This is a genomic window from Bradyrhizobium sp. WSM2254 (assembly GCF_000472645.1).
GTDB lineage: Bacteria > Pseudomonadota > Alphaproteobacteria > Rhizobiales > Xanthobacteraceae > Bradyrhizobium > Bradyrhizobium niftali.
This window is the reverse complement of sequence record NZ_AXAB01000050.1, coordinates 50698-72620: the sequence shown is the minus strand read 5'-3', so window position 1 is coordinate 72620 and position 21923 is coordinate 50698. Positions and strand designations below refer to the sequence as shown.

The window sequence follows — 21923 nt, the reverse complement described above, 5'->3', positions numbered from 1 at the left end:
GTCCTCGTCACAGGGGGCGCGGGCTATATTGGCTCGCATGCCTGCCGCGCCCTGGCCGCCGCCGGCTATCAGCCCGTCGTTTATGACAATCTCTCGACAGGTCATCGCAGCTTCGTTGCCGGCCCCCTGGTGACCGGCGACCTTCTCGACGGCGCAGCGCTGGCGCGCGCCTTCGCCGATNACAAGATCACGGCGGTGATGCATTTCGCGGCGGCGAGCCTCGTCGGCGAATCCATGACCGACCCGCAGAAGTACTACATCAACAATTTGCAGGGCACGCTGTCGCTGCTCCAGGCAATGCGCAACGCAGATTGCCATCGCATCGTGTTCTCCTCGACCGGCGCCGTCTACGGCAATGCCGATTCCAAGGAGCTGCCGGAAGACTTCCCCTGCGCGCCGATCAATCCCTATGGCGCGTCGAAATGGATGATCGAGCGAATGCTCGCCGATTATCGCGCGGCCTATGGCTTCGGCGCGTTCTGCCTGCGCTATTTCAACGCCAGCGGCGCCGATCCGGCCGGCGGCATCGGCGAACTGCGCGACAACGAGACCCATCTCATTCCGCGCGCCATGATGGCGCTCCAGGGCCATGTCGATTTCGCTGTGTTCGGCGACGACTACGACACGCCCGACGGCACCGCGATCCGCGACTACATCCATGTCACCGACCTCGCCGCCGCGCATCTCGCGGCACTGAAGCTGCTGGAACAAGGACATGCCGGCGGCAGCTTCAATCTCGGCACCGGCTCCGGCTTTTCGGTGCGCGAGATCCTGGGCGCCATCAGGCAGGAGACCGGGCGCGAGGTGCCGCACACCGTCAAGCCGCGCCGCGCCGGCGATCCCACCTATCTGGTCGCCGACCCCTCCGCCGCACGAAAAGTTCTTAACTTCGTGCCGCGCCATTCCGACCTGCCGACGGTCATCCGCACCGCCTGGGCCTGGCACCAGAAGGCGCATCCGTTCAGGTCGCGTTAGGCAACCGTAACACCCGTACCTTGCCTGCCGTGCCTGCAAACGGCTAGAATGGCTGTTCGCCGCCGCCGTTGGCGTATCGCTGACGGCCGCATTCAGGCATCGCCGACGATGATGTCGGCATGCATGGCTCGGCCAATTTGGCGCGAGCCAGCTTTTTCCGAGCGTCAAGGCCACGATCAAATCCGCGCGTCGGCCTGTCGTCGGGCGCGGATTCCGGGAGTATCGACCGCATGCATCAGGCTGCACGCCTGGAGTTCGAGCGCGTGATGGATGAGTTCGTTCGCTGGCATGTCGTGCCCGAGGACGAGCGCTCGCCTGCGCCTGCCTGGTGGTGGGGGCCTGCCATGGCGGTGGTCGACGACCAGGAGCCGATGAGCGCCGCCTGGTGCTCCGAGCTCGGCTTGAACGAAGGCGCGAGCTTCGCCGACGGTGCGCGCACGATACTCGCGCTGTTCGTCGAGCAGACCTCGCTGACGGAACCGCAGGATTTTCCGAGCAAGGCCGAAGGCACGGATCACGAGGTCCGCGAATTGCACCCGCAGCCGTCAGACGACAGCGCGTTTCAGCCGTAGCGCCGCAGCTTCGGTGGCAACCGGATCCGGCTCGGGCTGGAGCGGCGGTGCAACCGGCAGGACCATCGGCCGCAGCAGCTCGGCCATCTGCCGCGCCGGCAGCGGCTTCGAGATCAGGAAGCCCTGCATCTCGTCGCAGCCATGGGTGCGCAGGAACGCCTCCTGCTCGGCGTTCTCGACGCCCTCGGCGACGACGGTCATGCCGAGCGCCTTGCCCATGCTGATGATCGCCTGCGCGATCGCCTGGTCCTCCGAATCCTGCGGCAGGTCACGCACGAAGGAGCGGTCGATCTTGATGGTGTCGATCGGGAAGTGCTTCATCAGCGACATCGACGAATAGCCGGTGCCGAAATCGTCGATGGCGAGGCGGATGCCGCGGCTCTGGATGGCGTCGAGCACTTTCAGCGCGCGACCGACATTGCGCATCATCATGCTCTCGGTGACCTCGAGCTGGAGCAGCACCGGCGACATGCCGGAGGCCGCCAGCGCCTCGTCGACGTCCTGCAGCAGATGTTCGTCGACAAACTGCCGCGGCGACAGGTTGACCGCCATCGACACCGGCAACAGGCCACGGCGCTGCCAGGCCATGGCCTGCGCACAGGCCTCTTTCACCACCCAGCGGCCGATCGGCACGATCAGCCCGGTCTCTTCCGCAAGCGGAATGAACTGCGCCGGCGAGATGCTGCCGAGATTCGGGTGCGTCCAGCGCAGCAACGCTTCCACGCCGGTGATCTGGCCGGTCTCCATGTCCACCTTGGGCTGGTAGTTCAGCGAAAACTGCTCGCGCTCCAGCGCCCGGCGCAGCGCGCTTTCGAGCGAGAGCCGCTCGATCGATTGCGTCTTCACTTCCTTGGAGAAGAAGCGGTAGCCGTTCTTGCCGTCCTCCTTGGCGAGATACATCGCCATGTCGGCGTTCTTGGTCAGCGTCTGCGCGTCGGAGCCGTTGGCCGGATACATCGCGATGCCGATCGAGGCTGTGGTGTGACATTCGTGGCCGGCCAGCTCCATGGGCTTGGCGAGCGCCGCGAGCAACCCGGTCGCGATCCGCTGGACGTCGTCGATCTCGCCGCGCTGGTCGAGGATCACCACGAACTCGTCGCCGCCGAGCCGCGCCACCACGTCGCTTGCCCGCAGCGCGTTGCGGAGGCGGTCGGCGACCTCGAGCAGGAGCAGGTCGCCGGCCTCGTGGCCGAGCGAATCGTTAATGACCTTGAAGCGGTCGAGATCGATGAACAGCACCGCAAAGCGGTGGTCGTGGTGCTGCGCCGCGTCGATCGCCTTGCGCAGCAGCCCGTTGAAGGTCTCGCGGTTCGGCAGGTTGGTCAGGCTGTCGTGCGAGGCGAGATACTCGATCCGCTCGTCCGCCTTGTTCTTCTCGTCGGCGCGATCGAAATTCTCCATCGCGAAGGAGACGTTGTCGGCGAGGCGCTGCAACAGCTCGACGAACTCGGACGTGAAGGTGCCCGGCTCGGTCGACATGTAGATCATGACGCCGACGGCCTGATCGTGCACGATGAGCGGAAACGCCGCGCCCGACCGTGCGCCGTCGCCGCGGACGGCGGCATGGAAGACCCGGACGCGGTCGTCGTTGAGATAGTCGTTGCTGATGCAGGGCTGGCGCGTGCGGAATGCCGTGCCGCTCATTCCGCGCCCCTCGGGACGCTCGGGGTCGATGGAGAGGCGGATGTTGCGCGTGGTGTCGGCGGACGGCCCGGCCGCGGCCACGATCTCGAGCTGGTCGCTGTCGGCCCTGGCCAGCGCGATCGTCGTCGAGGTGAACTTGGCGCCGTTCGATGCCGCGAGGCAGACGAGGTCGAACAGCTCGGCGCGGGATTTCGCCCGCATGATCGCCTCGTTGGTCGCGCTCAGCGCCGCGAACATGCGCGTCAGGCGTTCCTTCTGCGCCTCGGTGCGGGCCTTTTCCTCGGCCCGGTCGAAATTGTCGAGCGCGAAGGAGACGTTTTCAGCCAGGCGTCCGAGCAGTTCGACCAGATCGGGCGTGAACGTATTCTCTTCCGGTGCGAGGAAAAGCAGAATGCCGATCGGCTCCTGGCCAGCCCGCATCAGCGGGAAGCTGGCAGCAGCCCGGGTTCCATCCTCGGTCGCCTTGGTGTGCCAGTACGACGATCGCGTGTCGTTCAAATAGTCGTTGATGACACTGGGCCGGCGGGTCCGCACCGAGATTCCGATGATGCCCTGGCCCTCGGGATGATCGGCGGAAACAACGCAGGTACGTCCGACCATTCGGCCCTGCAGTCGTCCCTTCCCCGCGACGACGCGAACGAGCTCACGCTTTTCGTCCATGATGCCTATCGTCGCCGAGGCGAACACGTCGCCCAGCACGGCCGCCTGGCACGCGACCTCGAACAGTTCCTTCCGCGTCTTGGCGCGCATGATGGCTTCGTTGGTCGCGCTCAGCGCCTCGAACATGCCGCTCAGGCGGCTCCGCTGCTTGTCGGCCCGCGCCTTCTCCTCCGCGCGATCGAAATTTTCCAGCGCGAAAGCGACGTTCGCCTGCAATCGCTCGAGCAGCTCGACGAATTCGGGAGTGAACGTGTCGCGCTCCGCGGCATTGAAGAGGAAGACCCCGTCGACCCGGTTGCCGTTCAGCAACGGCAAGGCAGCAGAAGAATGTATGCCGGCGCGACGTGCGCTTTCATGCCATGGCTTGATGCGATCGTCCGCCAGGAGGTCGTTGCTGACCTGGGTCTGGCAGGTTCGGAAGGCCATTCCGGTCAACCCTCGCCCTTCCGGTACCTTGTCGGACGTGGCGAAGGTGTAGCGGCGTAAATCATCCGCATGCGGTCCATAACTCGACGCGACACGGAGCAGCTCAGCTTCATGATCGGCCACGAAGATCGTGGTCGAGACGAATTTCGCGCCATGCACGGTCGCCTCGCAGACGAGGTCGAACAGCTCAGATCGCGATCGCGCGCGCAGGATCGCCTCGTTGGTGGCGCTGAGCGCCGCATACATGCGTGCCAGGCGCTCTTCCTCCGCCGCGATCCTGGCCTTGTCGGCCTCCCGGCCGAAATTCTCGATCGCGAACGAGACGTTCTCCGCCATGCGCAGCAGCAGCGCGACGACTTCCTCGTCCTTGGCCCATGACCTGCCGACGAAGGACAGGAGCACGCCGACGCTCTCGCCGTGCTTGATCAGCGGTGCGACCACGCAGGCGGCAACACCGGTGTTGACGTTGGCCTGCTCCCACGGCGTTCCCCGGGTACGGCTGGCGAGATCGTCCTCGACGATGGCTTTCTGCGTCCGGAACACCTCGCCGGAGATGCCCTTGCCGTAGGGATTTTCCGGATCGATCGAATAGCGCGCCTGGGTGACCAGTTCGAGGTTTTGTCCGGTTGAGGCCACCGGCCTCATCCAATGAGAATCCGGGTCGCGGAGCAGGACGATGGTCGCAAGCGACTTGCCGCCATGCACGGAGGCGTCGCACACGAGCTGGTAGAGCTCCTGCTCGGTCTTGGCGCGGAGAATGGCCTCGTTGGTGGCGCTGATAGCGCCGAACATGCGGTTGAGCCGCCGCATCGCCCGCTCGCCGGTCTGCCGCGCGGTCTCGCGCGCGAAATTGTCGAGGGCATAGGAGATGTTGGCCGACATGCGCTCGAACAGCGACACCATCTGCTCGTTCAACGAGCCGGCTTCGCTGCGGGTCACGTACAGCACGCCGACACTCTTGCCGTTGCAGAGCAGCGGCAGCGCCGCGGCCGCGCCTATGTGGGCCCGGGCAGCGCCCTCGCGCCACGCCAGCGAGCGCGGATCGTTCAGATAGTCGTTGCTGACGCACAGCCTCTGATCGCGAAATGCTTCGCCGCCGACGCCCGATCCTTCGGGTGTGCCGGCGTCCGTGGTGATCTCGATCGAGCGCAGCCGCGGGATGTCGTCGCCACAGCCGGCCGCAAAGCAGAGCCGCCGGCCGTCCGGTCCCGCCAGGAACACGGCCACGGCCAAAAAGTCTCCGCTCGCAAACCCGGCGTCGCAGACCTTCTGGTACAGCTCGTCCGGCGATTCTGCGTAGAGGATCGCTTCGTTGATGGCGCTCAGCGCCGCAAAGGTGCGCGCGAGTGTCGTCGGCACGATCTCAGCTCCCGGGCATTTCTGCCTAATTTTCCCGGGTACTTTATGAACGGCCATCGCCTAAACGGTCGTTATTGCGGGCTGCAAACCGTCGATCAAAGTGAACGAGCTGCGAACGACCTCCGCCAAACTACCGAAAATACCGCCACCCGGGACGAATCTTCGACCAAGGGCGCGCGCTCTTTACGAATTTGCAGCCCTGTATTGGTTTACGGGAGATTGATATCGGTCCAGCGCTTTGAGACGATGGCCCCAACAACCGCCCGCCGGATGTCATGACAAGGGCGATGACCGGGGAGACGCCATGCCGATCGTCAGGGCCGACCGCCTCACACGCATCAGCGCCGCACTGCTCCAGGCGGCCGGAGCTTCCCAGGAAGAGGCCGATGCGGTCGCGACCGGCTGCGTCAACGCCAATCTCGCCGGCCACGACTCCCACGGTGTGATCGCGGTTCCCACCTATATCGACCGCATCAAGGCCGGGCACATCGTTCCCGGTGCCAAATGGACCATCGTCCAGGAATCGCCGACCACGACCGTGATCGACGGCCATTGGGGATTTGGTTTCCACGTCAACGCCAAAGCGATGGCGCTGACGATCGAGAAGGCGAAGACGGCGAATGTCGCCGCCTGCACCGTGTTCCGGCAGAGCCATGTCGGCCGCCTCGCCGCTTATCCGCTGATGGCGATGCGCGAAGGCATGATCGGGATTGCAACGGCGGACTCCGGCCGCTCGCCGAAGCACGTGGCGCCGTTCGGCGGCAAGGAGGCGCGGCTCGGCACCAACCCGATCTCGATCGCGGTGCCGTCCGATCTCGACGCGCCGTTCTACCTGGACATGGCGACCTCGGCGGTCGCCGCCGGCAAGATCCAGCTCGCCGTGGCCCGCGGCGAGGAGATCCCGGCAGGATGGATCATCGATGCCGAGGGACGGCACACCACTGACCCGACCCAATACCGCAAGGGCGGCGCACTGCTGCCGCTCGGCGGCACCGAGGGCTACAAGGGCAGCGGGCTCGCTGCCATGGTCGAGGTGCTGTGCGGCCTGCTCACCGGTCTCGGCTTCGGCGTCGAGCCAACGGGGCGGCACAATGACGGCTGCTTCATGGCGGTGTTCAACGTCGCCGCGTTCCGCCCGCTGAAGGAGTTCAAGCGCGAGGTCGCCGAATTCGCGCGCTATCTGAAATCGACCCCGCCCTCCGAGGGCAGCACGGGCGTCTACTATCCCGGCGAGATCGAAGGCGTGCGTGCGCAGCAGCGGCTGCGTGACGGCATCGAGGTCGAGGATGCCACCTGGGAGAAGCTGCGCACGCTGGCGCGGGAGTACCGGCTCGACACGGTGCTCGACCTGGCCTGACGGAATTCGGAGAACAGCAGCATGACGCGGCAGATGGTACTGGTCGGCTTCCTCCAGGCGCAAAACTGCACCAATTTGCCGAGCTCCTGGCGGCATCCGGACTCGCGCGACGATTCGATGTCGGCGGACTATTATCAGGAGATCGCCAGGATCCTCGAAGCCGGCAAGTTTCACATGGCCTTCTTCGACGACCGCCTGGCGATGCCTGACCGCTACGGCAACGACCACGCCCACACCGTCGAATACGGCATCCGCTGCGTGAAGATGGATCCGCTGATCGTGCTGACCACGATGGGCCTGGTCACCGACAAGCTCGGCCTTGGCGCGACCTGCTCGACCACTTATTACGAGCCCTTCGACGTCGCGCGCCGCTTCGCAACCCTCGATTTGATGTCCGGCGGGCGCGCGGGCTGGAACGTCGTCACCTCGCTCAATGACGGCGAGGCGCTCAACATGGGCCGGGACTCCCATCCCGAACATGATTCCCGCTACGACCGCGCCGACGAGTTCATGGAGGTCGTGCTCGGCCATTGGGACACCTGGGAGGACGGCGCGCTCATCATGGACAAGACGAGCGGCCGCTTTGCCGATCCGGCCAAGGTGAAGCGGCTCGATCACAAGGGAGCGGCCTTCAAGTCGCGCGGGCCGTTCACCGTGCCGCGCTCGCAACAGGGCCATCCTGTCATCATCCAGGCCGGCGCGTCCGGCCGCGGCCAGCGCTTTGCCGGTCGCTGGGGCGAGGTGATCTTCACCGCCGCGCGCAACCTCGCCGCGGCCAGGGAGGGTTATGCGGCCGTGCGCAACGAAGCCGCCAAAGCCGGCCGCGATCCCGACCAGATGCTTCTCTGCAACCTGACGACGCCGGTCTGCGGCGCGACCAGGACCGAAGCCGAAGACAAGATGGCGCTGATCAACAAGCTGCCGCTCCAGATCGACGCGCTGTCGCTGCTCGCCGAAGCGCTCAATTACGATTTTGCCTCCAAGGACCTCGACGAGCCGCTGACGACGGAAGAGCTGAAGAGCATGCAGGGCATTCTGGGCATCCGCGACGGCGTGCTGAAGAATTCGGGCAAGAGCAATCCGAGCGCGCGCGATTTCGTCACCTTCTCCGGCCGCGGCCAGGTGCAGGACGCGATGGTCGGCGGCCCCAAGGAGATCGCGGACAAGCTCGAAGAAATGTTCGTCGAGCGTGGCTGCGACGGCTTTGTCATCGCGGCGACCTACGTGCCCGGCTCCTACGCCGATTTTGTGCGCCATATCGTGCCGGAATTGCAGCGCCGCGGCTTGTTCCAGAAGGACTATCGCGGCAAGACGCTGCGGGAAAATCTCGGCTTGAGGCGGCCCGCTGCCGGTGCCTGGAAGGTGCAGCCGCGCGATGCTGCAGAATAACAACGAGGACACCACATGCGCTGGCTGAAATTCACCGCCTCGGACAAAACCTCCTGGGGGATCGTTGAAGACGACCAGGTCATCGCAGTCGACGGCGATCCCTTCGGCGAATGGCAGCGCACCTCGCGCACGCATCCGCTTAGCGACGTCAAGATCGAGCTGCCGCTGATCCCGCGCACCTTCTATTGCGTCGGCCTCAACTATTTGAAGCACCTGAAGGAGGCCGCCGACAAGCGCGGCGAGGTGCCGGCCGTGCCTGACCGGCCCGAGATCGGCTATCGCGCGCAAAACGCGCTGATCGCGCATGACGAGGAGGTCGTGATCCCCTCTTTCGCGACGGACAGGATCCACTACGAGGGCGAGCTCGTCGTCGTCATCGGCAAGAAGGTCAAGCATCTCACCAAGCAGAACGCGATGGATTGCGTGTTCGGCTACACCATCGGCAACGACGTCAGCGAGCGCAGCTGGCAGAAGGCGGACCGCAGCCTGTGGCGCTCGAAGAACGCCGACACGTTCAAGCCGATGGGCCCGTGGATCGAGACCGAGGCCGATCTCGCCAGGATGCAGACGATCGTCAGGGTCAACGGCAAGGAGACCAACCGCTTCCACACCAACGACATGATCTTCGGCGTGGTGCCGTTCCTGGTCGAGCTGACCAAGTATTTCACGTTATGGCCCGGCGATGTGATCTGGATGGGCACCGACGGCGCCTCGCCGGACATCAAGCATGGCGATGTCGTGGAGATCGACATCACCGGCATCGGCACGCTGCGCAATCGGTTCGTGCGGGAGGACGGCAGATCAGCCCGTGCCGCCTGAGCGGCCCTTCACATGATCGATAAAGGCCCGCAACTTCGGCATGATTTGTCGGTGACCGGGATAGTACAGGAACACGCCCGGTGTCATCGGCGCGAATTGCTCCAGGACGGGAACGAGCTTTCCCGCCGCCATGGCACCGGTGGCCAGGGGTGCGGGCACTTGCGCAAGACCCACACCTTCGATCGCGGCTCCGAGCATCGTCGGGAAGTCGTTGGCGATGAAAGGTCCCGAAACCACGATCTCGATCGAACGACCGTTGTCGTCGAGCGACCATGACGCGAGCGCACCGTTCGATCGTCGCAACCTCAAGCACGCGTGCTCACGCAGATCGTCTGGCCGCTCGGGCCGACCGCGGCGGGCAAGGTAAGCCGGGCTGCCGAGGATAATGAGCGGTAGCGGATTCGTCAGGCGCACCGCGACCATGTCGGGGGCGATGAACTGGCCCAACCTGATGCCGGCGTCAAAACCTCCGGCTGCGAGGTCGACCAGTTCTTCGCTTGCGGCAAGCTCCACCTCAATCTCGGGAAATGCCCGGCAGAACGACGCAATCAGCGGCTCCAGCAGGATCGGCACGACGGAGCGCGGTACGGTGAGACGCAGGAGCCCGGCCGGTCGCTGTCCGAGTTCGCGCGCCGCCCCGCTTGCCGCGACGAGCTCCTCGAAGGCGGGTCTGGCGCGCGCCAGGAATCTTTCGCCGGCTTCGGTCAAACCGACACTGCGGGTCGTGCGGATGAAGAGCGCGGCGCCAACGCGCGCCTCGAGCGCGCGTATCGCCTGACTGATGGCCGATGGCGTGACCCCGAGTTCAGCTGCCGCTCGGCGGAAACTGCGATGGTGGGCGACACTCAGGAACGCCTCCACGCCGTCCAGCGCGCCGTGCCTGACTGTGAAGTTCTGCTTCATGGCCCATCAACATTATCGCGAATAGTAACTCGCGGAAAGCAGCTTTACATCCGAATTGCAAATGAGCCGTGCCGCTGCGGCAACCGCCGCGATCGGAGAAATGAAATCGATGAAGACAATCCGCAACGTCGTCTTCGCAGTCACCCTCATATTCACAGGCGCAATCTCCATGGCCGATCCTTCCCTTGCCCAAACGCAATCCACATCGCCGACAACCGGAGTCATGGTCATCCTGACCGTCAAGGCGGGCGTCACCCGAGATCAGATCATGGCCGTCATGCCCGATGAAATCAGGCAGACCGTGCAGCTCTATCTCAACGGGACGGTTCGCGAATGGTATTCGCGATCCGACGGGCGGGGCGCCGTATTCCTGTTGAATGTCAGGGATGTCGCCGAGGGACACGCGATCATGGAGGGCCTGCCGCTCGCGCGGCAAGCGCTCATGGACCACGACTACATCGCAGTCGGTCCGCTGCTGCCGCTCGGTCTGCTGATGGCCAAACCCTGAGCGTCCGCCGACGCCGAACCGACCGGCTTCGACCGCACCCGGCCGGACAGGCCACCACAAGGGAATCCGAACGTGCCGCAAAGCTTCAACCTTCCATTCGTGCTCAGCGTCGCAGGCGCTTTCCTGACAAGCACGGTGGTGGCTTCGATCTACGTCTGGCCGGCACTCCGCGCCATGCCGCGCTATGAGGCCCTGAGACTTCTCGCGGCCTTCAACGCGTTCAGGTTCTTCGGCATGAATTTCATGGTGGCGGGATTCGTATCTGCGGAGTTGAGCCCGACTTTCGCCGCGGAGGTCGGATGGGGGGATCTCATTGCCGCCTCTCTCGCGCTCGCGTCAATCGCGGCACTCTCCTGGCGATGGTCGATCGCCGTTCCGGTGGTCTGGGCGTTCAACGTGTGGGGCACGCTGGATCTCTTGAATGCGTACTACATGGGCGTGACGAAAATCCAGGATCCCGGCCTCTTCGGCGCTGGCATCTATATTCCAGCCCTCTACGTGCCGCTGCTGCTCGTCAGCCATGTTCTCGTCTTCATGATTCTGGTGAGGTCCGGATCAGAAGAAAAAGCGGCCTGACATGGCCCCTGAGATGGCTGGCCGCGATCTCGTGCGTCCGCCACAACCGACCTCTCTCTAGGGAACGCCGATGAACAGCGATGCTGCTTCCGTTGCCGCCCCGGCCCAGCCTCCCATCCGGCTCGGCCTGATGTGGACCGTTCTATTCACGATCCTGTGGACCTGGGTGATCTACTCGCTCCCCGCACTTCCGGAGAGCGGTTTTCCGGCCCTCGGCGTTCGGCTGCTGGCCCATGGGCTCATTGCGGTCGGCCTGTGGCTCGGGCTCGAAAACACCGCGTTGACGCCAGAGCAACGCCGGGCGACCTGGCTGGTCGTCATGGTCCCCTTCACGCTTTGGGCTGCCCTCGCCTGGACGGCAGCCATCAATGGAGCATTCCGCACGGGCGCCTCCTCGTTGCCGCTGCTTCCCGCGGCGATCCTGCTGCCAGTGATCGTCGGCACTCCGGTGCTGATGCTATCGAAGCGAGTCGGACAATTGCTCGATGCAACGCCGACGACGTGGCTCATCGCCCTTCAGGTCTATCGCGTCTTCGGCAGTCAGTGGCTCGCTTACTGGCTGCGCGGGGCGCTCCCGGGCTTATGGGCATTGCCGGCAGGAACCGGCGACGTGCTGACCGGCCTGTTCGCCGTGCCAGTGGCGATTGCCTTGGCGGCCGGGACGGCCGAGGGGCGGAAAGGAGCGATCTTCTGGAATTTCTTCGGCCTCGCAGACTTCGCCGTCGCGATCGCCCTTGGAATGGCCATGTCGCCTGGCCCGTTCCAGTTGATCGTTCCGGATGGCCCGAGCATGGCCGTCGATACCTTTCCGAACGTGTTGACCCCGGCCTTCGTCGTACCCAGCTCGATCCTGCTGCATGCACTGTCGCTGCGCCAACTGCGCCGGCGCAGCCGGGCGGAGGCAGTGTGAGTCCCGTTGTTGTCTCAGAACGGTAGCGCCACGCCGGTCTTGATCTCCTTCAGCACCACATTGCTGCGGACGTAACGGATGCCGGGAATGCGGAACATGAACTCGTCGAGGAATCTATTGTAGGCGGTCATGTCCTGCACGACGACGCGAAGGTGATAGTCGGCGTCACCCGTGGTCGCGAAACATTCCAGCACCTCGCGGCGCGTCGTGACCCTGGCCACGAATTCGTCGACGAACTTCGCGTCGTGTCGCTCCAGCGAGACGTGGAGGATGGCCGACATCGTGAATCCCGCCTGCTCGCGTGCGACCAGCGCCGCATAGCCTTGGATGACGCCGCTCTCCTCCAGCGCGCGCACCCTGCGCCAGCAGGCGGAGGTGGACATGCCGACCTCGTCGGCGAGTTGCTGATTGGTGGCGCGACCATCCTTCTGAAGATGGGCGAGTATTCGCGTGTCCTGCTCTTCGATCATGGAGGCCTCTCAAGCCGAGAACATCTACCAAATTTGACTGTCTTGTGCAAAATTCTACCGAAATTTTGATCTACGCGGGAAAAATAGGTAAGACCTACCAGCCTCCCAGGCATAACCTTCCATCATCAGGCAGGATGCCGCACGAGGTCCGCCATGGACGCCATTCCGTCACTCGACAGCTACGAGCTCCCCGACCGCTACGACCGCGAGGAGGGCCGCGTCTTCCTCACGGGTACGCAGGCCATCGTCCGCATCGCGCTCGACCAGGCGAAGCGCGACCGTATGCGCGGTCTCAACACCGCGGGTTTCATCTCCGGCTATCGCGGCTCGCCGCTCGGCGGCATCGATCTCGAGCTGTGGCGCATCCAGGAGCGTCTCAAGCGGGACCGCATCGAATTCCTCCCGGCCGTGAACGAGGACCTCGCGGCAACCGCCGTGCTCGGCTCGCAACAGGTCGAGACGCAAGCGGAGCGCGAGGTCGATGGCGTGTTCGGGCTCTGGTACGGCAAGGGCCCCGGCGTCGATCGCTCCGGCGATGCGCTCAAGCACGGCAATGCCTACGGCTCCTCGCCGCATGGCGGCGTGCTGGTGGTCGCGGGCGACGACCATGGCTGCGTGTCGTCGTCGATGCCGCACCAGTCCGACGTCGCCTTCATGAGCTGGTTCATGCCGACACTGCATCCGGCTGATGTCGGCGAATATCTGGCGTTCGGCGAATATGGCTACGCGCTGAGCCGCTTCTCCGGCATGTGGGTCGGCTTCAAGGCGATCTCGGAAATCGTGGAATCGGGCGCATCCGTCGCACTGCGCCCGCCGCGCGCCTTCCGCACACCCGACTTCACGCCGCCGCCGGGCGGCCTGCACTATCGCTGGCCCGACCTGCCGGGCCCGCAGATCGAGGAGCGGCTGGAGGCGAAGAAGCACGCGGTCTATGCCTTCGCAAAGGCCAATCCGATCGACCGCCACATCTACGACATTCCGAACGCCACCTACGGCATCGTCACAACAGGCAAGGCGCATCTCGACCTGATGGAAGCGTTGCGGCTGATGGGCCTCGACGAAGCGGCCTGCCGCAGCATCGGCATCGACGTCTACAAGGTCGGCATGGTCTGGCCGCTGGCGCTGCATGACGCGATGGACTTCGTGAAGGGCAAGCGCGAGATTCTCGTGGTCGAGGAAAAGCGCGGCATCATCGAGAGCCAGTTCAAGGAATATTTCTACGACTATCCCGGCACCAAGCCCGAGCGCATGGTCGGCAAGCACGACGAGCGAGGGGCGCGGCTGATCTCCTGGATCGGCGAACTGTCGCCGCGTGCGCTGGCTGGCGTGCTCGCCCGCCGGCTCGATCCGATGTTTCCGGGCCTCAATCTCGCCGCACGCGCGGCCGCCTTGATGCCTGAAGCCGCGCGCACGATCAATGTCAGCGGCGCGACACGCACGCCCTATTTCTGCTCGGGCTGCCCACACAACACATCGACAAAGGTACCTGAGGGATCGAAGGCGCTGGCCGGCATCGGCTGCCACTTCATGGCGAGCTGGATGGACCGCGAGACGTCGTCGCTGATCCAGATGGGCGGCGAGGGCGTGAACTGGGCGGCGTCGTCGAAATTCACCGGCAACAAGCATATCTTCCAGAATCTCGGCGAAGGCACCTACTATCATTCGGGCTCGATGGCGATCCGGCAGGCGATCGCCGCCAAGGCCAACATCACCTACAAGATCCTGTTCAACGACGCCGTCGCCATGACCGGCGGCCAGCCGGTTGACGGCCCCATCAGCGTCCATGCCATCGCGCATAGCGTCCGCGCTGAAGGGGTGGCGCGCATCGCGCTGGTGTCGGACGATCCCGCGCAGTTTTCGCCGGCGGACCTGCCCATCGGCGTGACCATCCATCGGCGCGAGGAAATGGACCCTGTGCAGCGCGAGCTGCGCGAGATCACCGGCGTCTCCGTCCTGATCTACCAGCAGACCTGCGCCACCGAGAAGCGACGCCGCCGCAAGCGCGGGCAGATGGCCGATCCCAAGCGCTTTGCCTACATCAACGATCTCGTCTGCGAGGGCTGCGGCGACTGCTCGGTCGAATCCAACTGCCTCAGCGTCGAGCCGAAGGAGACGCCGTTCGGCCGCAAGCGGCAGATCAACCTGTCGGCCTGCAACAAGGATTTTTCCTGCCTCAACGGGTTTTGCCCGAGCTTTGTCACCGTCGAAGGCGCGACGCGCCGGAAGAAGAGCGCGAGCGAGATCGACGCGGTCGGCCGCGCGGCTGCGCTTCCCCTGCCCGCTCCCACAACGCTCGACCGTCCCTACGACCTGCTGGTAACGGGCGTCGGCGGCACCGGCGTGATCACCGTCGGCGCGCTGATCGGTATGGCCGCGCATCTCGAACGACGTGGCGTCTCGGTCCTCGACTTCACCGGCTTTGCGCAGAAGTTTGGCCCGGTGCTGAGCTATATCCGCCTTGCCGCCTCGCCCGAGGCGCTGCACCAGGTCCGCATCGACCAGGGCGCCGCCGACGCGCTGATCGGCTGCGACCTCGTCGTCAGCTCGGCGCCAAAGGCGTCCGGCACCTATCGCCGCGGTACGCGCGCTGCAATCAACACGGCGGAGATGCCGACCGGCGACGTCGTCCGCTTCCGCGACGCGGACCTCGCCTCGCCCGCCCGCCTGCGCGCGATCCGGCAGGTCATCGGCAACGACAATCTCGACACCATCAACGCCAACGCGCTGGCCGAACAGCTGCTCGGCGATGCCGTCTATGCCAACATCATCATGCTCGGCTTTGCCTGGCAGCACGGACTGATCCCCATCTCGCTGCAAGCGCTGCTGCGCGCGATCGAGCTCAACGGCGTCACAGTCGAACGCAACAAGCAGGCCTTTGCCTGGGGCCGGATCGCCGCTGCCGATCCGGACTTGTTGCCGAAGGCGGACGACAGACCCAAAGCCGAGACGCTCGACCAGCTCATCGCCCGCCGCGCCGACTTCCTCACCGCCTATCAAAACGCGGCCTATGCGGCACGCTACCGGACGATCGTCGCAAGCGTCCGCAGTGCCGAAGCCAACCTGGACAGCGATGCGATGACCGAGGCCGTCGCTCGCGCGCTATTCAAGCTGATGGCCTACAAGGACGAGTACGAGGTGGCGCGCCTGCACATGCAGAGCGGCTTCCTCGACGAGTTGAAGCGCGAGTTCGAGGACGGTTTCAGCGTCCAGTATCACCTCGCGCCGCCGTTCCTGCCGTCCGAACGCGACGCCCGCGGCCGTCCGCGCAAGCGCGCTTTCGGCCAGTGGATCCAGATGCCGCTTGCCATGCTCGCGCGGCTCAAGCTACTGCGCGGGACGCCGCTCGATCCGTTCGGCTACACCGCCGAGCGGCGGACCGAGCGCGAGCTCATCTCCTGGTATGAGGGTGTGATCGAACGGATGCTCCGCGAATTCGACGCGGCGCGCCTGCCCGATTTCATTGCGATCGCCAAGGCTCCGATGGATATCCGTGGCTACGGCCCGGTCAAGGACACCGCGGTCGCGAAGGTGAAGCCGGAGGTCGAACGGCTTCTCGCCGATGTGATCGCGGCATCGCCAGCAAAGATGCGCGCCCACGGTTGACGTGATGCCAGCGAGGCTTCAGCCTACCGAATTCGAGGGGGCTCCCTGATGGAGCCCGGCAATCGGGTGACGCATCATGGATTTCGACCAGTTGACCCTGACCCAGGCCGCGGCCGATCTTAGCGCCGGGAAAGTCACGAGCACTGCGCTCACTTCGGAAGCTCTTGCCCGCGCCAAAGCCAACACGGATCTCAACGCCTTCGTCACCCTGGACGAGGCCGGCGCCCTGAAGGCCGCAGCTGCATTCGACGCAAGCGCCGACCGGAGCAAGCCGCTCGGCGGCGTTCCCATCGTGATCAAGGACAATATCGAGGTGGCCGGGCTTCCCTGCAGTGCCGGCACGCCCGCGCTGAAGGATTACGTGCCGAAGACCGATGCGCCGGTCGCAGCAAGGCTGCGCGCCGCCGGCGCAATCATCATCGGCAAGACCAGCATGCACGAGCTCGCCTTCGGCATCTCCGGCTACAACACCGCATTCAAGACCGGCGCCGAGTTCGGCGTGCGCAACGCCTATGATCGCGCGCTCATCGCGGGCGGCTCCTCGTCAGGCACGGGTGCCGCGCTCGGGGCGCGGATCGTCGCGGGCGGGCTTGGTACGGACACGGGCGGATCGGTCCGGGTGCCGGCGGCGCTGAACGGATGCGCCTCGCTGCGCCCGACCGTCGGCCGCTATCCGCAAGAGGGCATTGCGCCGATCTCGCACACCCGCGACACCGCAGGGCCGATGGCCGCGACCATCGCCGATGTCGCGCTGCTCGACCGCGTCATCGCGGGCGGTGACGAGATCGCCCCGGCCGACTTGAAGCAGGTGCGGATCGGCATCGTGAGGTCGATGCTGACCAATCTCGATGCCGACACCGAGGCCGCATTCCAGGCGGCCGTCGCGGCAATGAAGGCGCAGGGCGTCACGGTGGTCGAGATCGAGATGCCGCAGCTTGCCGGGCTCAACGGTCAGGTCGGCTTTCCCGTCGCGCTGTACGAAGCCTATGACGACATGGTCGCCTATCTCGCGCACACCGGCACCGGCCTCAGCATCGAGGCGCTGGCTAAGGAGATCGCCAGCCCCGACGTGAAGGGCACGTATGATGGTCTCGTCATCCCGCGCAAACTGCCCGGCCCCGACAACACGCTGCACGACGCCAAGCCGATCTATGACGCGGCGATCAGGACCGCCCGGCCTGCGCTGCAGGCGCTCTACAGCGACACGTTTTCCGGGAACAAGCTCGACGCTATCGCCTTCCCGACCACGCCGCGCGTTGCCATTTCCTCAAATCCCGACTCCAGCAGTCTCGAAAATTTCGGCCTGTTCATCCAGAACACCGATCCCGGCAGCAATGCCGGCATTCCCGGCATCCAACTTCCGATCGCGCTCGGCGCCACGAGCAAATTGCCTGTAGGCCTCGAACTGGACGGCTCGGCAGGCAGCGATCGCCGGTTGCTTGCGATCGGCATGGCACTGGACAAGGTATTCGGGCGGCTGCCACCTCCGTCCCGCTAGAGGCAAGCACACATCTATCTCCTCACCCTGAGGAGCTTGCGAAGCAAGCGTCTCGAAGGGCGAGGCCACGACCCGGGCCTTTCATCCTTCGAGACGCGCGTTCCGCGCTCCTCAGGTTGAGGAATTGGCAGCGTCTCACGAATACGGATTGATCAGCTTCTGCTGCTCGGCACTGTGGTGCACGAGCATGTCGATGAAGGTTCTGACCTTCGCCGACAGATGATGCTTGTGCGGATAGACAGCATTCATGGACAGCTCGACCGTCCGATATTCCGGCAACAGGCGCACGAGGCGGCCGGCCTCGAGGTCGTCCTGAATGAGAAACCCCGCCATCAGGCAGACGGCAGCGCCCCCCAGCGCGACCTTCCGCAGCGCTTCTCCGCTGTTGGTGATGAAGCTGCCGGAGATACGCACCGAAGCCGACGCTCCCTTGCGATCGAGGAAGCGCCATTCATCGCCAAACGGATAGTTCAGGTGACGACCGCAATTATGCGCAGTGAGCTCGTCGAGCTTCTGCACCCGGCCGTGCTTTTCGATGTATTCGTGGGAACAGCACAGCACGTGACGCCAGGTGGCGAGGCTCCGCACGATCAGGCTCGAATCCGGCGGCGGCGTCATGCGCACGGCAATGTCATAGCCTTCCTCGATGAGGTCGAGGTCGGCTTCGCCCATGCGCAGATCGATCTTGAGCTCTGGATAGGTCGACAGGAGTTTCGCCACGACGGGCGCGACAAACGGCACCATGTGCGTGGCGACGTGGACGCGCAACGTGCCGCGGGGCACCGACTGCAATTCGCTCGCGATATCGTCGGCCTGTTCGATATCGGCGAGGATCTGGACGCAGCGGTCGTAATAGGCCTTGCCGATCTCGGTGAGGTTGACCCTGCGCGTGGTGCGCTGAAGCAGCCTCACCCCGAGCCGGTCTTCCAGCGCCTGAACGTGATTGCTCACCATGGTGGTCGACATGTTGAGCTTGCGGGCTGCTGCGGAGAAGCCGCCGGTCTCGACCACACGGCTGAAGACTTCGAGGCTGGTCAATCGGTCCATGCCGCCTGATTATCCGCTCTTGATCGATAATCTCAAGGAATTCGCCCCGATTATCTATCAGATCATCCCGCGCGCGGCATTGGTGCTGCGTTAGCAGCAATCGCTCGACAGGTGCGGCAATCGCTCTGGGGCAGTCGCGCGTCCGGTTGGGTAGATCATACGCACCTCAGGCGAGGTCCCGGACTATCCACCCGCAGTGGATAATCCTTCCAGCATTTCGCCGATTATCGCTCTAACTGGAAAGACCGATAGTCCCTGCCAGCCGATAGGAGACCGTCATGTCCGAGATGCCCCGCACCGAAACCTTTCAGCAAGCAACTGAAATCACTCAGGATTATTCCAAGGCGCCGCCGTTTGTGCCGGTCCGCAACAAGCTCCGGCGGGCGGCCTTGGCGCTCGCGCTCCTCGCGGGCACGGCAGCGATCGCCTATTACGGACACGACTACTGGACCAACGGCCGTTATCTCGAGACGACCGACGACGCCTATGTAAAGGCGGACTCCACGATCGTCGCGCCGAAGGTTTCCGGCTACATCGCGAAGGTCCTGGTCGGCGACAACGAAAAGGTCAAAGCCGGCCAGGTGCTGGCCCGGATCGACGATCGCGACTTCAGGGCGGCGCTCGATCAGGCCCGCGCCGATGTCGCCGCCGCGGAGGCTTCCGTGCGCAACCTCGATGCCCAGCTCGAACTGCAACAGCCGATCATCGAACAGAGCACGGCCGATGTCACGGCTGCGGACGCCAACCTGAAATTCGCCCAGGAGGAGCGCGCCCGCTACGACGATCTCATGAAGTCGGGCTCCGGCACGATCCAGCGCGCACAGCAGACCGATGCGGCGCTGCGCGCCAGCAGCGCGCAATTGCAGCACGCGAAATCGGGCCTTCTGGCCGCACAGCGCAAGGTCGACGTGCTCACCACCCAGCGCGCCCAGGCCACGGCCCAGCTCGAACACGCCCGCGCCGTTGCGGACCAGGCGCGGCTGAACCTGTCCTATACCGAGATCACCGCGCCGGTCGACGGCACGGTCGGTGCCCGCAGCCTGCGCGTTGGCCAGTTCGTGCAGGCCGGCACGCAATTGATGGCGGTAGTGCCCCTCGATGCGGTCTATGTGGTCGCGAACTTCAAGGAGACGCAGCTCACCCATGTGCGTCCCGGCCAGCCGGTCGAGCTGCGCGTCGACAGCTTCCGCAGCCAGACCCTGCGCGGTCATGTCGACAGCCTGTCGCCGGCCAGCGGGCTCGAATTCGCGCTGCTGCCGCCCGATAACGCCACCGGCAATTTCACCAAGATCGTGCAGCGCGTCCCGGTGAAGATCGTGCTCGACGATCACAGCCTGACCGGCCTGTTGCGGCCGGGCATGTCCGCGGTGCCAACGGTAGACACCAAGCAGGCCGTGCTGGCCGAGCGTGAGACGGCCAGGCGCCTCGCCGACAACACCTCTCGCCCGAACGGCGGCTGACCTCGAGGGACATACGGCAGGATTGTCAAACCCTGCCGGATGATCCTTCCCAAACGTCGCCGATTATCGAAACCATCCGCCTAAAGCATCCTGTCTCCGTACCCGAGACGAGGCTTCCATGAGCACGCTCCAACCGACAGTCGACACCGCTTCCGCTGCAAGCGTTCCCGCCCCTGCCGCGCCCGTCACGCCGGCAATTTCCGCCAAGACCTGGATCGCGGTGATCGGCGCGACGCTCGGCGCCTTCATGGCGGTGCTGAACATCCAGATCGTCAACGCCTCGCTCGCCGACATCCAAGGCGCGATCGGCGCCGGAATCGACGACGGCGGCTGGATCTCGACGTCCTATCTGATCGCAGAGATCGTGGTGATCCCGCTGTCGGGCTGGCTCGCCCAGGTGTTCTCGATCCGCATCTATCTCCTCACCAACGCGATCCTGTTCCTGCTGCTCTCCGCGGCGTGCGCGCTGGCGCAGGACCTGCCGCAGATGATCGTGCTGCGCGCCGTGCAGGGTTTCACCGGCGGCGTGCTGATCCCGATGGCGTTCACACTGATCATCACGCTGCTGCCGCGCGGCAAGCAGCCGGTCGGCCTTGCCCTGTTCGCGCTGTCGGCGACGTTCGCGCCCGCGATCGGCCCGACCATCGGCGGCTATCTCACCGAGAATTTCGGCTGGCAGTACATCTTCTACGTCAACCTCGTGCCGGGCGCGATCATGGTTGGCATGCTCTGGTACGCGCTCGAGGCCAAGCCGATGAAGCTCGCGCTGCTGCGCGAAGGCGACTGGGCCGGCATCATCACCATGGCGATCGGCCTGTCGGCGCTTCAGACCGTGCTGGAAGAGGGCAACAAGGACGATTGGTTCGGCTCGCCCTTCATCGTCAAGCTGTCAGTCATCGCGGCCGTCGCGCTGACCGCCTTCCTGATCATCGAACTCACCGTGAAGAAGCCGCTGCTCAACTTGCGCCTGCTGGTGCGCCGCAATTTCGGCTTCGGCATGCTCGCGAACTTCCTGCTCGGTGTCGCGCTCTACGGCTCGGTCTTCATCCTGCCGCAATATCTGGCGCGCATCCAGGGCTACAATGCCGAGCAGATCGGCATGGTGCTGGCCTGGACCGGATTGCCACAACTCCTGCTGATCCCGCTGGTGCCGCGCCTGATGCAGAAGTTCGACGCGCGGATCATCATCGGCGTCGGCTTCGTGTTGTTCGCAGGCTCCAACTTCATGAACATCTATATGACCAACGATTACGCTGCCGACCAGCTGTTGTGGCCCAATGTCGTCCGTGCGATCGGCCAGGCACTCGTGATGGCCCCGTTGTCGGCTGTGGCGACCGCCGGCATCGAAGCGGAGAATGCGGGCTCGGCCTCAGGCCTGTTCAATATGATGCGTAATCTCGGCGGCGCCGTCGGCATCGCGCTGCTTCAGACTGTACTGACCAAGCGCGAGCAATATCACTCCAACGTGCTGATGCAGTCGGTCTCGGTGTTCGAGCAGGCGACCCGGACGCGGCTGGAGCAGCTGACGCAATATTTCATCAATCACGGCGTGCTCGACCGCGCCGACGCCGCGCATCGCGCCTATGTCGCGATCGGCCATACCGTGCAGAAGCAGGCTTACATCTTCGCCTTCAGCGACACCTTCTATCTGCTCGGCATGGCACTGATCGTGGCCCTGATCGCCGTATTCTTCCTGAAGAAGCCCGGCCAGACCTCGGCCGGTGGAGCCCACTGACGTCAACCCCAG

16 protein-coding genes are annotated in these 21923 nt (G+C 64.8%); 12 read left to right on the top strand and 4 right to left on the bottom strand.

Annotated features, from left to right (window positions below):
• The coding region (gene galE, locus A3M7_RS0131290) for a UDP-glucose 4-epimerase GalE (RefSeq protein WP_027547471.1) at positions 1-975 on the top strand (975 nt) is incomplete at its 5' end.
• 230 nt (positions 976-1205) lie between these two features.
• Positions 1206-1547, top strand: a complete 342-nt coding sequence (locus A3M7_RS0131285) for a hypothetical protein (protein ID WP_027547470.1) — start codon at positions 1206-1208, stop codon at positions 1545-1547.
• Here A3M7_RS0131285 and A3M7_RS0131280 read toward each other — a convergent pair.
• Positions 1521-5636 (bottom strand): GAF domain-containing protein, encoded by a 4116-nt coding sequence (locus A3M7_RS0131280; protein WP_027547469.1) that lies wholly within the window; start codon positions 5634-5636, stop codon positions 1521-1523. The genes A3M7_RS0131285 and A3M7_RS0131280 overlap by 27 nt on opposite strands.
• A gap of 304 nt (positions 5637-5940) precedes the next feature.
• On the opposite strand from A3M7_RS0131280, the gene A3M7_RS0131275 reads away from it, so the two are divergent.
• From A3M7_RS0131275 to A3M7_RS0131265, 3 genes are read left to right on the top strand one after another with little or no spacing between them, the layout of a single operon-like run.
• The gene (locus A3M7_RS0131275; protein ID WP_027547468.1) at positions 5941-6993 is read left to right on the top strand and encodes an Ldh family oxidoreductase; all 1053 of its coding nucleotides are present in this window, start codon (positions 5941-5943) and stop codon (positions 6991-6993) included.
• 21 nt (positions 6994-7014) lie between these two features.
• Complete coding sequence (locus A3M7_RS0131270; RefSeq protein ID WP_027547467.1) at positions 7015-8382, top strand: LLM class flavin-dependent oxidoreductase; 1368 nt, start codon at positions 7015-7017, stop codon at positions 8380-8382.
• A 15-nt stretch (positions 8383-8397) separates the two neighbouring features.
• A complete protein-coding gene (locus tag A3M7_RS0131265; protein ID WP_027547466.1) occupies positions 8398-9201 on the top strand; it encodes a fumarylacetoacetate hydrolase family protein in 804 nt (267 codons plus the stop codon).
• Here the strand turns inward: A3M7_RS0131265 and A3M7_RS0131260 are convergent.
• Entirely contained in the window at positions 9184-10104 is a 921-nt protein-coding gene (locus A3M7_RS0131260) for a LysR family transcriptional regulator (RefSeq protein ID WP_027547465.1), read from the bottom strand. The two genes, A3M7_RS0131265 and A3M7_RS0131260, sit on opposite strands and share 18 nt — an antisense overlap.
• A gap of 223 nt (positions 10105-10327) precedes the next feature.
• On the opposite strand from A3M7_RS0131260, the gene A3M7_RS49950 reads away from it, so the two are divergent.
• From A3M7_RS49950 to A3M7_RS0131245, 3 genes are all read left to right on the top strand, one after another.
• Positions 10328-10612, top strand: coding sequence for a hypothetical protein (locus tag A3M7_RS49950; RefSeq protein ID WP_027547464.1), 285 nt, complete (start codon positions 10328-10330; stop codon positions 10610-10612).
• Positions 10613-10684: 72 nt separating this feature from the next.
• On the top strand, positions 10685-11188 hold the full coding sequence (locus A3M7_RS0131250; protein WP_027547463.1) for a hypothetical protein: 504 nt from the start codon (positions 10685-10687) through the stop codon (positions 11186-11188).
• Between the two features lie 70 nt (positions 11189-11258).
• A complete protein-coding gene (locus A3M7_RS0131245; RefSeq protein ID WP_027547462.1) occupies positions 11259-12098 on the top strand; it encodes a hypothetical protein in 840 nt (279 codons plus the stop codon).
• A 14-nt stretch (positions 12099-12112) separates the two neighbouring features.
• On the opposite strand, the gene A3M7_RS0131240 is transcribed toward A3M7_RS0131245, so the two are convergent.
• Positions 12113-12568, bottom strand: coding sequence for an Lrp/AsnC family transcriptional regulator (locus tag A3M7_RS0131240; RefSeq protein ID WP_027547461.1), 456 nt, complete (start codon positions 12566-12568; stop codon positions 12113-12115).
• Positions 12569-12721: 153 nt separating this feature from the next.
• On the opposite strand from A3M7_RS0131240, the gene A3M7_RS0131235 reads away from it, so the two are divergent.
• Complete coding sequence (locus tag A3M7_RS0131235) at positions 12722-16171, top strand: indolepyruvate ferredoxin oxidoreductase family protein (protein ID WP_027547460.1); 3450 nt, start codon at positions 12722-12724, stop codon at positions 16169-16171.
• 76 nt (positions 16172-16247) lie between these two features.
• Positions 16248-17669 carry an indoleacetamide hydrolase gene (iaaH, locus tag A3M7_RS0131230; protein WP_027547459.1) on the top strand — a complete coding sequence of 474 codons (1422 nt, stop codon included), beginning with the start codon at positions 16248-16250 and terminating at the stop codon, positions 17667-17669.
• A 135-nt stretch (positions 17670-17804) separates the two neighbouring features.
• On the opposite strand, the gene A3M7_RS0131225 is transcribed toward iaaH, so the two are convergent.
• Positions 17805-18716 (bottom strand): LysR family transcriptional regulator, encoded by a 912-nt coding sequence (locus A3M7_RS0131225; protein ID WP_027547458.1) that lies wholly within the window; start codon positions 18714-18716, stop codon positions 17805-17807.
• Positions 18717-18994: 278 nt separating this feature from the next.
• Between A3M7_RS0131225 and A3M7_RS0131215 the strand changes: the two genes are divergently transcribed.
• Together A3M7_RS0131215 and A3M7_RS0131210 are read left to right on the top strand one after the other, a co-directional pair.
• The gene (locus A3M7_RS0131215; protein WP_027547457.1) at positions 18995-20176 is read left to right on the top strand and encodes an HlyD family secretion protein; all 1182 of its coding nucleotides are present in this window, start codon (positions 18995-18997) and stop codon (positions 20174-20176) included.
• A gap of 118 nt (positions 20177-20294) precedes the next feature.
• Positions 20295-21911 (top strand): MDR family MFS transporter, encoded by a 1617-nt coding sequence (locus A3M7_RS0131210; protein WP_027547456.1) that lies wholly within the window; start codon positions 20295-20297, stop codon positions 21909-21911.
• Positions 21912-21923: the final 12 nt, after the last annotated feature.